This window comes from Bradyrhizobium sp. USDA 4541 (assembly GCF_024171085.1).
GTDB lineage: Bacteria > Pseudomonadota > Alphaproteobacteria > Rhizobiales > Xanthobacteraceae > Bradyrhizobium > Bradyrhizobium australafricanum.
This window is the reverse complement of record NZ_JALJZF010000001.1, coordinates 3,493,876-3,508,142: the sequence shown is the minus strand read 5'-3', so window position 1 is coordinate 3,508,142 and position 14,267 is coordinate 3,493,876. Positions and strand designations below refer to the sequence as shown.

Sequence of the window (14,267 nt, the reverse complement as noted above, 5' to 3'; positions counted from 1 at the left end):
CGGTAATTCTCGAATTGATCCTGATTTTCTAAGGCAAATCTGCTAATTTGTCTATCGAACTACGGTTCACTAGCGCGTACGTGTTCCCACACAATCTCAAGGAACCGCCATGCCAGACCCGTTGCCGCTCCCGCCCCCGTTCAGCGCGCCGTATGCGCCAGACGACAGCGCCATCGCCGCCCGCCTGCGCCAGGACGCGACGCTCGGCGCGGAGGCGGAGGCACGGATCGATCGCACGGCAACCCGCCTGATCGAGGCAATCCGGGCCAACGACGATCCGCTTGGCGGGGTCGAGGACATGTTGCGGGAGTTCGCGCTGTCAACCAAGGAAGGGCTGGCGCTGATGGTGCTGGCGGAGGCGCTGCTGCGGGTCCCGGACGCGCGCACCGCCGACCAGTTCATCGAGGACAAGCTCGGTCAGGGCGACTTCGTCAACCACGAGACCAGATCGAGCGCGTTCCTGGTCAACGCCTCGGCCTGGGCGCTCGGCATGTCGGCGCGCGTGATCCAGCCCGGCGAGACGCCGCAGGGCACGATCGGGCGGCTGACGAAGCGACTCGGTGCGCCAGCGGTGCGCGCCGCGACACGGCAGGCGATGCGGCTGATGGGTAGCCATTTCGTGCTCGGCGAGACCATCGAGGCGGCGCTGTCGCGCGCGCAATCGCACACGGCGCGCGGCTCGCGCTATTCGTTCGACATGCTCGGCGAGGGTGCGCGCACCGCCGACGATGCCCATCGCTATTTCGAATCCTACGCCCGCGCCATCGATGCGATCGGCAAGGCGGCCGGCGATCAACCCCTGCCCGACCGGCCCGGCATCTCGGTGAAACTCTCCGCGTTGCACCCACGCTTCGAGGCGGTGAGCCACACGCGGGTGATGACCGAGCTGGTGCCGCAGCTGATCGATCTCGCGCGCCGCGCCAAGGCGTTCGACCTCAACTTCACCGTCGATGCCGAGGAGGCCGACCGGCTGGAGCTGTCGCTCGACGTCATCGCCGCCGCATTCGCCGACCCCTCGCTCGCCGGCTGGAGCGGCTTTGGCCTCGCGATCCAAGCCTATCAGAAGCGCGCCGCCGACGTCATCGACTATGTCGATGCGCTGACGCGTGCGCTGGATCGCAGGATGATGGTGCGCCTGGTCAAGGGCGCCTATTGGGACACCGAGATCAAGCGCGCGCAGGAGCGCGGGCTCGACGGCTATCCGGTGTTCACCCGCAAGGCGATGACCGACCTGAACTACGTCGCCTGCGCGCGCAAGCTGCTGGCGCTGCGGCCTCGGCTGTTTCCGCAATTCGCCACCCACAACGCGCTGACGGTCGCAACCATCCTCGAACTCGCCGACGATCCCTCAAGCTTCGAATTCCAGCGGCTGCACGGCATGGGCGAAGCGCTCTACGCCCAGCTCGGCGAGGACAGGCCCGAGATCGCCCACCGCACCTATGCGCCGGTCGGCAGCCACCGCGACCTGCTCGCCTATCTGGTGCGGCGGCTGCTCGAGAACGGCGCCAACTCGTCCTTCGTGGCGCTGGCCGCCGACAATCGCGTGTCCATCGTGGACCTGCTGCGCCGCCCGGCCGAGATCGTCGGCACCGACGACAAGGCGTCGCACTCCGCGATTCCGTTGCCGGCCGAGCTTTATTGGCCGCAGCGCGAGAACTCGCACGGCACCGAATTCGGCGAACGCAAGGCGCTCGGCGCGCTGACGTCGGCGATCGCGGCCGAACGGAAGGCTTCGCCTTCCGTCACGCCATCAACCACCGAGCAGGCGAATGCCGCCGTTGCCGCGGCGCGCCGCGGCTTCAAGGCCTGGAACGCCACGCCGGCCATAAAGCGTGCGGCGATCCTGGACAAGGCCGCGGAGCTGCTCGAGCAGCGCCGCGCACACTTCCTCGCTCTGCTGCAAAGCGAGGGCGGCAAGACGCTCGATGATGCGCTATCGGAAGTGCGCGAGGCGATCGACTTCTGCCGCTACTATGCCGCGCTGGGGCAAGAGCTGTTCGGCGAAGGCGAGACGATGCCGGGCCCGACCGGCGAAAGCAATGTGCTGGAGCTGCACGGCCGCGGCGCGTTCGTCGCGATCTCGCCGTGGAATTTCCCGCTCGCGATCTTCCTCGGCCAGGTGACGGCGGCATTGATGGCGGGCAATGCGGTGATCGCAAAGCCGGCCGAGCAGACGCCGCGCATCGCAGCCGAAGCCGTTGCCATGCTGCATCAGGCCGGCGTGCCGCCATCGGCGCTGCATCTGATCCAGGGCGACGGCGCGGTCGGCGCCGCGCTGGTGGCGCATCCCACCATCGCCGGGGTCGTCTTCACCGGCTCGACGGAGGTCGCGCGGTCGATCAACCGCACGCTCGCCGCCAAGGACGGCCCGATCGTGCCGCTGATCGCGGAAACCGGCGGCATCAATGCCATGATCGTCGATGCCACCGCGCTGCCCGAGCAGGTCGCCGACGACGTCGTGACCTCGGCGTTCCGCTCCGCCGGCCAGCGCTGCTCGGCGCTGCGGCTGTTGTTCGTACAGGACGACGTCGCGGACCGCATGATCGAGATGATCGCGGGCGCCGCGCGCGAATTGAAGATCGGCGATCCCTCCGAACCGTCGACGCATATCGGACCGGTGATCGATGCCGACGCCAAGCAGCGGCTCGATGCGCATATCGCGCAAATGAAGCAGGAGGCGCGCGTGCATCTCGCCGGCGAGGCGCCATCAGGTAATTTCGTCGCGCCGCACATCTTCGAACTGTCGGCGGCCGGGCAATTGAAGGAAGAGGTGTTCGGCCCGATCCTGCATGTGGTGCGCTACCGCGCCGACAAGCTCGGCGAGGTGCTGAGTGCGATCGAGGCGACCGGGTTCGGGCTGACGCTCGGCATCCATTCCCGCATCGACGACACGATCGAGCACGTGATCGACCGCCTCCAGGTCGGCAATATCTATGTCAACCGCAACATGATCGGCGCGGTGGTCGGCGTGCAGCCGTTCGGCGGCAGCGGCCTGTCCGGCACCGGCCCCAAGGCCGGCGGCCCGCATTACCTCGCGCGCTTCGCCACCGAGCAGACGATCACCATCAACACCGCCGCCGCGGGCGGCAATGCGGCGCTGATGGCGGGGGTGGAGTAATACTCATCACCGACATGTCATTCCAGCATGGTGCATGGGCGCCAGGTCCGGAATGACTTGGTTGCATCGTGCCCCCCAGATGGGTCAAATGGCGGTCCGATCGGGATCATTGCTTGCGATAATTCCAGCTACCGGAAAAACACCAACAAGCGCCACGGGAGCGACGGCACGATGGAAAAAGGCATTTTTGACGGGCTCAAGGTCCTGGACTGCGCGAGCTTCATCGCGGCACCCGCGGCCGCCACCGTGCTGTCCGACTTCGGCGCCGACGTCATCAAGATCGAGCCGCCCGGCGCCGGCGATCCCTATCGCAATCTGCCCAATCTGCCCGGCTATCCATCGAGCGAGCACAATTTCGCGTGGATGCTGGAGGCCCGCAACAAGAAGAGCCTCGCGCTCGACCTCACCAAGCCTGACGCGCAGCAGGTGCTGTACAAGCTCGTCGCCGAGGCCGACGTGTTCATCACCAACATGCCGCCGCAGGTGCGCGCAAAGCTCGGCATCACCTACGACCATCTTGCCCATCTCAACGACCGGCTGATCTACGCGTCCTTCACCGGCTATGGCGAGAAGGGCGAAGAGGCCAACAAGCCCGGCTTCGACTCCAACGCCTATTGGGCCCGCTCCGGCCTGATGGATCTGGTGCGCGCCGACGAGGAGACCACGCCGGCCCGTTCCGTCGCCGGCATGGGCGATCACCCCTGCGCGATGGCGTTCTACGGCGCGATCGTCACCGCGCTGTTCCAGCGCGAGAAGACCGGCAAGGGCTCGCACGTCTCGACCAATCTGATGGCCAACGGCGTCTGGGCCAATGGCGTGCTGGCGCAGGCCAAGCTCGCCGGCGCCAAGTTCAAGAAGCGCAAGCCGCGCGAGGAGGCGCTGAACGCGGTCACCAACCACTATAAGTGCAAGGACGGCCGCTGGCTGATCCTGTCGCTGCTCAACGAAGACCGGCAATGGCCAACGCTGGCGCGCTGCATGGGCCGCGAGGATCTCGTCGCCGATCCGCGCTTCGCCACCAAGGCGGACCGCCATGCGCGCTCGGTCGAGCTGATCAAGATCTTCGACGAGGTGTTCGCCGGCAAGGACCTCGCCGAATGGCGCAAGATACTCGATGGCAACGGTCTCGTGTTCGGCGTCGTCGGCATCCTCGACGACATCCCGAACGACAAGCAGATGATCGAGAACGAGGTGCTGGTGCGCTTCGAGAACGACACCATGCTGACCGTCAACAGCCCGATCTTCATCGACGGCGCGAGGAAGGTGCAGCCGCGCAAACCGCCCGAGGTCGGCGAGCATTCCGACGAGATCCTGCGCCAGGCCGGCTACGACGAGGCCACGATCCAGAAGCTGCGCGCGTCGGGCGCGGTGGCGTAGCGAACTAACCACCTTCGTGAGTAGCCCGGATGGAGCGAAGCGAAATCCGGGACAAGTCTCGCAATCGGATCACGCAATCCCGGATTTCGCTTCGCTCCATCCGGGCTACGAGGTCAGCGAGCATTCCATCGCAGGCATCCAACGCCTAGGAAGCTATCTTTTCATCCAGGCCCAGACCAGGACCACAACGATGATGCCGAGGATGACCGCGAGCCCGATCGCCCAGCTGCTGACGCGGACGGCGCTGACCGCCTGACGCTCGGCCTCGTTGGCCGCAATCTCGCGGTCGCGCTGCTTGTCGTCCTCGGGAGCACTCATCGGCCGGTCTCCGCTCAAGGCTGGCTGTTCGGGGCATGGTCGCGACGTGGAATGTAGCATCGAATAATGACGCGCAGCCGCTCCGGTTCCGGCGGAAATCACCGGCCCTTCACGAAGCACATGCCGATGCGCGAGGCCTTCCCGGCCACCTGGCAGGCAAGGCCGTCGGCGCAGGTCCAGCCGCGGAAGCTGCGGTCGGTCTCGGCGGGCCTCGCGCCCGGCAGATAGCAATGCGCGCCCCAGCCGTCGCTGTATTCGGTGCCGGCAAGTTCCGCGCTGCCGCGCAGCTGCGGCCGGTTGGAGAAGCCGCGCGAAAAGTCCGGCGCCTTGCCGTCGCGGAAGCTTGCGAGGATATCGCGGCGGCGAGGCTGGTCGCCGAAGAAATGCGGCGAGGCCGGCACCACGGTGGAGTTCGACGGCTTTGCCGCCATCCAGTCGACGCCGGGGAAATGGAAGCCGCCGATGCCGCGGGTCTGGTGGCAGCCCGCGCAAGTGACATCGTTGAGGCGCCGCTCGAAGCCGGCCGGCGACTGGATGTTCTGCAGCTTCGTTCCGTCGGCCGCAGCCTTCTGCAGGGCGCCGACGACGTCACCATCGGAGAACACCGCATTGCCGGCCGTGCCCTCGCCCTGCACCATGCCGAACTCGGGCTCCAGCTCGCTGACATCGAAACCGGTCGGCGTTGGCGCGACTGCTGCGGTCGCGAGGAAGCGATCGGGGATCAGCAAGGTGCCGCGATCGAGCTCGGCAAAATGCTTGGGGTCAAGCAGCCACGCCTTGAAGTCGCGCCTCAGTGCCCCGTCCGCCAGAATGCGGTCGCGATCGATCTGGTTCTCCAGCGGCGCTTCGGCAAACCGCTTTGCCGCGCCGTCATAATCGAACACTTTGAGCAGATAGTCGGTGCGGAAATCGCGCACGGCGGATTTCGGCGCGTGCGCGATCTGCAGATTGGTCTCGATGCGATCGATATTGCGCGCGTCGATCAGGTCGAGCGGACCGTCCTTGCCGGACAGTTTCTCCATCGCCGCCGGCGCGCTGCCGGTCGCGAGCCAGCGCCGCGCGATTTCGTGGCAGCCGAGCGATGCGTCGTTGCCGTCGCCTTTCGCCTTCAGCACGAGGTTCAGCGTCATCGGCAGCCGCTGCGACACCGCGTTCTCGCCGATCGGCGGCACATCGGTACGGGTCAGCCGGTAGATCAACCGGATCTCGCCGCAATGTTTCGGCGCCACATAGGCGCGGTCCATGCGGTTGACGATGCCGGCAAGCACGAACCGAACATCGGGGGACTCGAGCAGCGCGCGGTCGAACAGCTGAAACGCAAAGCCGTCGCCGACGCCAATGCTCTCATTCGGCAGGCTTGCTTTATGCTTTGCAACATAGCGATCGAACTCGCGATCCAGCGCCTCGCGCACCGGAACCATCACGGCGAGCCCGAACAGATCACGGTTGGACAGCGGCGTATCGGCGGAACGCTCCGGCGCGAGCATCCGGCCGAGGCTGAAGCGGCCGTGGTCGAACTCGCGCAGGGTGGCGGGATCGATCACCGCCGTGCCGCGCTCGAGCGCGCGATCCTCGGCGGCACGTGCAGGCGCGGCGCCGCAGAGCAGAACGGACATCACCAGAAGGCATTTCAGCGCGCGGCTCATGCCCCACTAACACCGCGCGGCAAACCCTATTCAAGAAAAAAGGCGCTTCACATCGTGGTGAAGCGCCCTGGTGTTGTCGTGTTGCGGAGATGATAGCGTTTTCGAGCGAAGTGGACCCCGGTTCGCGTGAAGAAAACGCGTCCAAACGACGAGCTGGAGCTTCGGTTCTGATTCAGTCAGAACCGAAAATGCTCTAGCGCAAAACGATCAGGCCCTTGCTGGTGACGACCACCCAACGGCCGTCCTGCTTGCGGATGGCATCGACGCGGCCGAGACCGGGGACGGGGTCGCCGGCGTAAACCTCGTAGATGCCGCCGCGGCCTTCGATCAGCGCGCCGCCATTGCCGACGTCGCGCAGCGACCAGCCGTCGACCACCGGCAGGCGGCCGACCTCGGGCCTGGGGGCGGCCGGCGCCGCCGCGGCAGTCGCCGGGGTGATCGAGCCCGTGACCTCGCGGGCGGGCGTCGCCGCGGCGACGGTGGTCTGCGGCGCGGCGCGGAGCTTGTCGACCGCCTCGCTGAGCTTGTTGAGCTTGGCCATCGGCTCGGCCTGGGCCTTCTCGACCTTCTCGATCCGGTCATTGGTCTTGCTGACCTGGGCCTGGCCGGCCCTGGCGGTCTGCTCGACGCTGGCCTTCAGCGCGGCGACCTCGGATTCGATCCGGGCGAGCGCGGCATCGGCCGCCTCCTTGTTGGCGGCGGCGTCCTTGGCAGCCACATCCCTGACGGAGGCAGCAGCGGGGGCGGCGAGATGGCCGAGCCCCGCGGTCGCGAGCGCACCGCCGATGGCGCCGGCCACGGTCGCCAGCGCGATCACCGCGGCCATCGCGCCGATCCGGCGCGTGCCGGCCGGCTTGCCTGCCGCCTTGGCCGCCTGTTCGGCGCCTGGCCTGGATGCGGTCGCCTCATGGTCCCAGGTGCGGTCACCCGGCGCCATGATCATCAGCTTGCCCGGAAAATGCGGCTCTTCCCGCTTGCCGGTCTCGACCTTGGGCACGTCCATATTGGTCGGCTCGACCTTGGCCTCGACCTTCGGCTCGATCATGGACTCGATCTTGGGGTCGATCTTGGGCGGCTCAACCTTCGAGGGTTCAACCTTGGGCGCGTCCATCCGGGGCGCGTCCGCCTTTGGCGACGTCTCTTCCTGCTCGGGCGCAAGCCGGGTAGCTTCGACACCGGTCGCGGCCATCACGGGCTCGCTTTTCGCCGCCATTTCGGCGCCGGTTTGACCGCTGACCGGCTCGCTCTGCTGCTCACTCACGTTCAAAGTCTCCAGACTAGGTTGACAATTCGGTAACTTTTATTGCTTGCGAAATGGTTACCCCGTTCCGCCATTACCTAAATTTTAGGGAGTTTTCCGGGCCGGATTTGGGCGATGCTGCCCTGCGGCAATCTGCGCCGCTTCCGTTTGCGCGCGGCGCTTTCCCGATTAACATACCGTCATCTTCCAGCCAGAAGGCAGGAGAGCGCCATGACGATCGAGAAATGCATCAAGGAATTTGGTGTCGATGACGTCATCTTTGAGGAAGGCTCGACCGGCCGCGAGCTGTTTGTCGTGCTCGACGGCAAGGTCGACATCGCCAAGATCGATCGCGGAAACAAGACTGTTATCGTCAGCCTCGGCAAGGGCGAGTTCTTCGGCGAGATGGCCGTGATCGACGGCTCGGCGCGCTCGGCGACCGCCATCGCCTCCGCGCCCGCAACGCGGGTGATGCGGATCAACCACGCCCGCTTCGTCTATCTGGTCAGCCAGCAGCCGGCGTTCGCGCTGATGGTGATGGATGCGCTCTCGAAGCGCCTGCGCGCATCCAACGCGGTCACTTACCGGACGGCGGCAACCCCATGAGCGACCGCAAGCCAAGCCCGTTCAAGACGCTGTTCGACGCCGAGGTCGCAACGCTGATCCAGGCCGCCGACGACGTCTATCAGATCCGCTTCAAGAACCGTGCGGCGAACGCCTATCTGGTGCGCGGCAGCAAACGGACCATCATGATCGACGTCGGACTGTCGAGCAATTATCCGTCGCTCGTCGCCTGTCTCAACCATCTTGGGGTGACGCCCGAGATGGTCGACATGGTGGTGCTGAGCCATGAGCATCTCGACCACATCGGCGCGGCGTACCATTTCCACGGCAGCGCCTACGTCGCCGCGCACCGGCTCGCCGCCAACAAGATCATGCTGCGCGACGATTTCTCGATGCTGCGCAAGATGTTCAACGAGCCGAACGTGCCGATCGATATCGACATCTGGCTCGAGGAAGGCAACCTGATCGACCTCGGCAATTTTCGCCTCAACGTGATGTACACGCCCGGCCACACCTCGGCCTGCATCACGCTGTTCGACCAGGACAAGGGCCTGCTGTTCGCCGCCGACACGCTGATGCCCGGCGGCGTGATGGGCGGCGTGTTCGGCTCCGGCTCGATCGCCGACTATATCCAGTCGCTGGAGCGGCTGAAGGGCCTCAACTCGAAGATCCTGCTGTCGGGACATGGCCGGCTGTCCGACACGCCGCAGGACGATGTGCGGATCGCGCTGCAGCGCTCGCACGGCCTGCTCGAGGACACCGCGCAACTGTTCGATGCACTCGATGCGCGCTCGAATTTCGAGCCGATCATGCAGTCGGTGCGCGACCTCAACAAGCTCGACGATTGAGCTCAGTTCCTCCCCGTCGTTGCGAGCCAACGGGTCGCAATGACGTTCGGGCGACCGAGCGCCTTCACATTTGACAAATCCGCGCCCGGTCTGTTCAACAGCGGCAACAACAACGTTGAAGAAACAGGGAGCGAGGATCATGAAGCTTTACGACTCGATCGGACCCAATCCGCGCATCGTGCGCATGTTCATGGCGGAGAAGGGCATCGAGATACCCAAACAGGCCGTCGACCTGCGCAAGGGCGAGAACCGCGAGACGGAACACCTGAAGCGCAATCCGCACGGCCAGATGCCGGCGCTCGAGCTCGACTGCGGCAACTACCTCTCCGAGATCACGGCGATCTGCGAATATCTCGAGGAGAAGCATCCCTCGCCCGCGATGATCGGCACCACGCCGGAAGAGCGCGCGGAATGCCGGATGTGGACGCGCCGCGTCGATCTCAATATCGCCGAGCCGCTTGCCAACGGCTACCGCTTCGGCGAAGCGCTGAAATTCTTCGAGAGGCGCATTCCCGTTGCGCCCGAAGCCTCGCCCGGCCTGAAGATGATCGCCGCCAACCGCATCAAATGGCTGAACGACCAGATGGCCGACGGCCGCGACTACATCTGCGGCAAGCGCTTCACGCTCGCCGACATGCTGCTCTATTGCTGGCTCGATTTCGGCAACCAGGTCGGCCAGCCGCTGGACCAGGCGAACGCCAACATCGTCGCCTGGTTCAACCGCGTCGGCGCGCGGCCATCGGTGAAGGCGTAAAAGGCGGTCGTCTTATCCTCCCCTCGAGGAGGAGGATCGGTTCGCATGAAGCGTAGCGCAATGCGAACCGAGGTGGGGTAATCTCTCCCCTCGGGTAGCGTTCACGCGGAGAGACCTTCACCCCACCTCGCCGCTCATTGCATTCGCGTCGATCCTCCCCCTCCAGGGGAGGATGAAGAGCACCCGACCACTCAGTCCCTAAATCACCACCGGCTTGTCCGGCAGCTCATTCGGGCCGGCGGGAGGCGGGAAATGCTTTGCCAGCTCGCGCGACACCGCCTCGATCCCCTTGATCACGCCCTGCTCGAACCGGCCGGCCCGGAAATCCGTTTCCATCGTGCGGCAGATCGCCTCCCAGCCGGCATGGCCGACCTTCGCGTCGATGCCGCGGTCGGCGACGATCTCGACGTCGCGGTCGGCGAGCAACAGATAGATCAGAACGCCATTGTTGTGATCGGTATCCCAGATCCGCAAATGCGAGAACACGTCGAGCGCACGCTCCCGCGCAGGCTGATTGCGGAACAGCGGCACACCGTCGAGCGCGCCCTCGACGACGAAACGAATCTGGCCGGAATGAGTGGCCTCGCCGGCCTTGATCGCTCGCTCGATGGCGTCGAGCACGCGCGGCGGAAAATCACGCCGCACCCGCCAGGGGTGTTCGAGCAGATGCTTGCCGATGCGCTTGATGCCCATGCCTACCAGCTCCCCGAGGCGCCGCCGCCGCCGAAGCTGCCGCCTCCGCCGCTGAAGCCGCCGCTATCGCTCGAGCTCGAGCCGCTGCTCCAGCCCCCGCCGCCGGACCAGCCGCCGGAATAACCGCCGCCGCGCCGGTACGGTCCCGAGCCTGCCGTCGGACCGCCGAAGTTCAATCCGCCGAAGATCAGCGCCGCGACGGCGGCGAACAGGCCGACCACCAGCGCCGTGGCGAGCGAGCCGGCTACCATCCAGGTGAAGACGCCGACGACACCGCCGGTCGCGACCGAGCCCAACAACCGCCCCAGTATCCCGCGCAACACGCCGGCCACGATGATGACGATAAAGATCGTCACCGGATTGGCGAAGTCGACCAGGTTCGGCCCTTGCCAATGCTCGGGCTCCGGCGCCGGCAATTGCTCGCCATTGATCAGGCGGATCATCCGGTCGACGCCGGCCGAGATGCCGCCGGCGAAATCGCCGGCCTTGAATTTCGGCGTGATGTCTTCGTCGATGATGCGATGGGTGACGGCATCGCTCAGCACGCCTTCGAGGCCATAGCCGACCTCGATGCGCAGGTGCCGGTCGTTCTTGGCGACGACAAGGAGCGCACCGTCGTCGACCTTCTTGCGCCCGATCTTCCAGGCCTCGGCCACGCGGATCGAGAATTGCTCGATGGTTTCCTCGCCCGTGGTCGGCACGATCAAGACCGCGATCTGGCTGCCCTTGCGGGCCCCCAGATCCTTCAGCCGGTCGGTCAGCGTCGCGACATCGCTCGCCGACAGCGTCCCGGTCTGGTCAACGACGCGGCCGGTGAGCGGAGGCACCGCGACCTCGGCCCACGCCGGGCACACGAAGCCCAGCAGGAAGGCGAGCAGGATGACGCGTGCGGCGGTCATCGCGATGCGCGCGCCGGCGCTATTTCGACGGCGCGGGGGCCGGTGACGGATTATTGAAATCGACCTTCGGCGCGGTCGATATTTCCTTTTCATTGTCGACCGTGAAGTTGGGCTTCTCCTTGTAGCCGAACGCCGTCGCGGTCAGATTGTTCGGGAAGGTGCGGATGCCGACATTGTAGTCCTGCACTGCCTTGATGTAGCGATTGCGCGCCACCGTGATGCGGTTCTCGGTGCCCTCGAGCTGCGCCATCAGGTCGCGGAACAGCGCGTCCGATTTCAGCTGCGGATAGTTTTCGGTGACGACCAGCAGCCGCGACAGCGCGCTGGTCAATTCTCCCTGCGCCTGTGTGAACTTCTGGAACGCGGCCGGGTCGTTGAGCACCTCGGGCGTTGCCTGGATGCTGCCGACCTTGGCGCGCGCGTTGGTGACGCCGAGCAGCACGTCCTTCTCCTGCTGCGCAAAGCCTTTCACGGAGTTGACCAGGTTGGGCACGAGATCGGCGCGCCGCTGGTACTGATTCACCACCTCCGACCAGCTCGACTTCACCTGCTCGTCACTGGTCTGGATCGCGTTGTAGCCGCAGTTGGTCAGGCTCAATGTCGCCAGCGCTGCGAGCACGGTCCAAAGCTTGCGCATGAAGATGGTCCTCCCCCGGTGGATTCTGCGTCAGCGTAACAGATTTTCGCCGGATAATCCCGTGCGGCGGATTTCGCGGCCTCTTTTGCGGATGATGACGCTTGCCTATCCCTGCCCGCGCCGTTCATCATGGCGAAAAAATCGATCGCGGGAGGATCCATTGGCGTCTGAACAATTCGAGACGATTGTTGTCGAACGGCCCGAGCCCGCGATTGCGCGGATCGTGATGAACCGCCCCGAGGCCCGCAACGCCCAGAACCTGCAAATGACCTACGACCTCAACGCCGCCTTCGACCGAGCGGTGCAGGACGACGCGGTCAAGGTCATCATCCTCGCCGGCAACGGCCCGCATTTCTCGGCCGGTCACGATCTGCGGCCAGGGGCCAAGAACCAGGCCGGCGCCGATTTCCCGCCAGTCGGAAATTGGGGCGGCTTCGCCGAGCCCAACGCCCATGGCCGCTTCGCGCGCGAGCAGGAGATCTACCTGCAGATCACAAGGCGCTGGCGCAATCTCGCAAAACCGACGATCGCCGAAGTGCACGGCAAGTGCATTGCCGGCGGACTGATGCTGGCCTGGGCCTGCGACCTGATCGTTGCCAGCAACGATGCCGAGTTCTGCGACCCCGTGGTGACGATGGGCGTCTGCGGCGTCGAGTGGTTTGTGCATCCCTGGGAGCTCGGCGCGCGCAAGGCCAAGGAGATGCTGTTCACCGCCGATGTCTGGAGTGCCGACGAGGCGCATCGCCTCGGCATGGTCAATCACGTGGTGCCGCGCGGCGATCTCTCGTCCTTCACGCTGGCGCTGGCGCGGCGGATCGCCGCAAAGCCCGCCTTTGCGCTGAAGCTTTCCAAGGAGGCGGTGAACCGCTCCATCGACATCATGGGACAGCCGGCCGCGATCGATCAGGCCTTCGCGCTGCATCAGCTCTGCCACGCCCACAACCTTCAGGAATTCGGCATGGTGGTGGACCCCGCGGGCCTGCATCCCTCCGTCAAGAAAACCGCCAACGTATAGCAAGCCAGATGGACCTCACCCTCAGCGACGAGCAGCGCCTGCTGCGCGAAAGTGCCGACCGCTTCGTGGCGGAAACCTTCAGCCCCGAGCATCGCAAGAAAGCGGCGAACGATCCGCTGGGCTATTCGCCCGCGATCTGGAAACAGTTCGCCGAGCTCGGCTGGCTGGCGCTGCCGATCAGCGAAGCCCATGGCGGGCTCGGCGGCGGCGCGATCGAGATCGGACTGTTGATGGAAGCATTCGGCCGCGGGCTGGTGTCCGAGCCGTTCCTCTCCACGGTCGTGATCAGTGCCGCGCTGGTCGCCGAATGCGGCACCGAGGCGCAGAAGCAGGCGATCCTGCCTGATGTTGCCGAGGGCAAGCTTACGCTCACCTTCGCGCATTCCGAGCGCGCCGCGCGCTTCGATCTCGCTCATGTCGACACCACGGCCGGCAAGACGGCCGACGGTTGGCGCCTGAATGGCAGCAAGATCGCCGTGCTCGACGGCGCGGCAGCCGACCAGATCATCGTCTCGGCCCGTATCGCCAACGCCAATGGTGCATCCGGCAAGCTTGGCCTGTTCCTGGTGCCGGCGGGGACGCCCGGGCTCACTCTGCGCGACTACGCGCGGCTCGGCGGCGGGCGCGGCTGTAATTTTGATCTGAAGGACGTGCAGTTGCCCGCCGATGCGCTGCTCGGCGACGGCAGCGATGCGCTGCCCGCGATCGAAACCGTGGTCGACCGCGCGATGGCCGCGCTCGGCGCCGAGGCGGTCGGCATCATGCAGACGCTGCTCGACACCACGCTCGAATATACCAAGATCCGCAAGCAGTTCGGCCGGCCGCTATCGGCCAACCAGGTGATCCGCCATCGCCTCGCCGACGTGGCGATGCAGGTCGACGAGGCGCGCTCGATGGCGTTGCGCGCTGCGCTGATGGCCAATGCCGAGCCTGTGGCCCGCAGCCGTGCGGCGTCCGGCGCCAAGGCGAAGATCGGCAAATGCGCGCGCTTCGTCGCCGAGCAGGCGGTGCAGCTGCACGGCGCCATGGGCGTCACCGAGGAGCTCGACATCGGCGCCTATTTCAAGCGGCTGCTCGCCTTCGACACGCTGTTCGGCAACAGCGCCCATCATTATCGCCGCCACGCCGCGCTCAGCGGCCGCGCCCACACCTAACGGA

At 65.8% G+C, this 14,267-nt stretch carries 13 protein-coding genes; 7 read left to right on the top strand and 6 right to left on the bottom strand.

What is annotated here, in order from left to right; all coding sequences use genetic code 11:
* Positions 1-109: 109 nt before the first annotated feature.
* Both putA and J2R80_RS16435 read left to right on the top strand, forming a co-directional pair.
* Positions 110-3,118: a bifunctional proline dehydrogenase/L-glutamate gamma-semialdehyde dehydrogenase PutA gene (gene putA, locus J2R80_RS16440; RefSeq protein ID WP_253638896.1), complete on the top strand. Its 3,009-nt coding sequence runs from the start codon at positions 110-112 to the stop codon at positions 3,116-3,118.
* Between the two features lie 171 nt (positions 3,119-3,289).
* Positions 3,290-4,495: a CaiB/BaiF CoA-transferase family protein gene (locus J2R80_RS16435; RefSeq protein ID WP_057019265.1), complete on the top strand. Its 1,206-nt coding sequence runs from the start codon at positions 3,290-3,292 to the stop codon at positions 4,493-4,495.
* A 153-nt stretch (positions 4,496-4,648) separates the two neighbouring features.
* On the opposite strand, the gene J2R80_RS16430 is transcribed toward J2R80_RS16435, so the two are convergent.
* From J2R80_RS16430 to J2R80_RS16420, 3 genes are all read right to left on the bottom strand, one after another.
* Positions 4,649-4,813: a hypothetical protein gene (locus tag J2R80_RS16430; protein ID WP_168855758.1), complete on the bottom strand. Its 165-nt coding sequence runs from the start codon at positions 4,811-4,813 to the stop codon at positions 4,649-4,651.
* Between the two features lie 98 nt (positions 4,814-4,911).
* Complete coding sequence (locus tag J2R80_RS16425) at positions 4,912-6,459, bottom strand: hypothetical protein (protein ID WP_253638895.1); 1,548 nt, start codon at positions 6,457-6,459, stop codon at positions 4,912-4,914.
* 193 nt (positions 6,460-6,652) lie between these two features.
* Positions 6,653-7,726 (bottom strand): hypothetical protein, encoded by a 1,074-nt coding sequence (locus J2R80_RS16420; protein ID WP_253638894.1) that lies wholly within the window; start codon positions 7,724-7,726, stop codon positions 6,653-6,655.
* Positions 7,727-7,930: 204 nt separating this feature from the next.
* On the opposite strand from J2R80_RS16420, the gene J2R80_RS16415 reads away from it, so the two are divergent.
* The 3 genes from J2R80_RS16415 (at position 7,931) to J2R80_RS16405 (ending at position 9,865) form a co-directional block, all read left to right on the top strand.
* A complete protein-coding gene (locus J2R80_RS16415; RefSeq protein WP_018273297.1) occupies positions 7,931-8,305 on the top strand; it encodes a Crp/Fnr family transcriptional regulator in 375 nt (124 codons plus the stop codon).
* Positions 8,302-9,111 carry an MBL fold metallo-hydrolase gene (locus J2R80_RS16410; protein WP_057019263.1) on the top strand — a complete coding sequence of 270 codons (810 nt, stop codon included), beginning with the start codon at positions 8,302-8,304 and terminating at the stop codon, positions 9,109-9,111. The genes J2R80_RS16415 and J2R80_RS16410 overlap by 4 nt, the downstream gene beginning before the upstream one ends.
* 139 nt (positions 9,112-9,250) lie before the next feature.
* Positions 9,251-9,865, top strand: coding sequence for a glutathione S-transferase family protein (locus J2R80_RS16405; RefSeq protein ID WP_168855761.1), 615 nt, complete (start codon positions 9,251-9,253; stop codon positions 9,863-9,865).
* A gap of 198 nt (positions 9,866-10,063) precedes the next feature.
* Here the strand turns inward: J2R80_RS16405 and J2R80_RS16400 are convergent, their stop codons facing one another.
* The 3 genes from J2R80_RS16400 to J2R80_RS16390 are packed head-to-tail and all read right to left on the bottom strand — an operon-like array spanning position 10,064 to position 12,094.
* On the bottom strand, positions 10,064-10,558 hold the full coding sequence (locus J2R80_RS16400) for a TPM domain-containing protein (protein ID WP_253638893.1): 495 nt from the start codon (positions 10,556-10,558) through the stop codon (positions 10,064-10,066).
* Positions 10,559-10,560: 2 nt separating this feature from the next.
* Positions 10,561-11,457, bottom strand: coding sequence for a YgcG family protein (locus J2R80_RS16395; protein WP_253638892.1), 897 nt, complete (start codon positions 11,455-11,457; stop codon positions 10,561-10,563).
* Positions 11,458-11,476: 19 nt separating this feature from the next.
* The gene (locus tag J2R80_RS16390; RefSeq protein ID WP_253638891.1) at positions 11,477-12,094 is read right to left on the bottom strand and encodes a LemA family protein; all 618 of its coding nucleotides are present in this window, start codon (positions 12,092-12,094) and stop codon (positions 11,477-11,479) included.
* A 160-nt stretch (positions 12,095-12,254) separates the two neighbouring features.
* On the opposite strand from J2R80_RS16390, the gene J2R80_RS16385 reads away from it, so the two are divergent.
* Positions 12,255-13,109 carry an enoyl-CoA hydratase gene (locus J2R80_RS16385; protein WP_256527846.1) on the top strand — a complete coding sequence of 285 codons (855 nt, stop codon included), beginning with the start codon at positions 12,255-12,257 and terminating at the stop codon, positions 13,107-13,109.
* Between the two features lie 8 nt (positions 13,110-13,117).
* On the top strand, positions 13,118-14,263 hold the full coding sequence (locus J2R80_RS16380; RefSeq protein WP_253638890.1) for an acyl-CoA dehydrogenase family protein: 1,146 nt from the start codon (positions 13,118-13,120) through the stop codon (positions 14,261-14,263).
* The last annotated feature ends 4 nt before the right edge of the window (positions 14,264-14,267 follow it).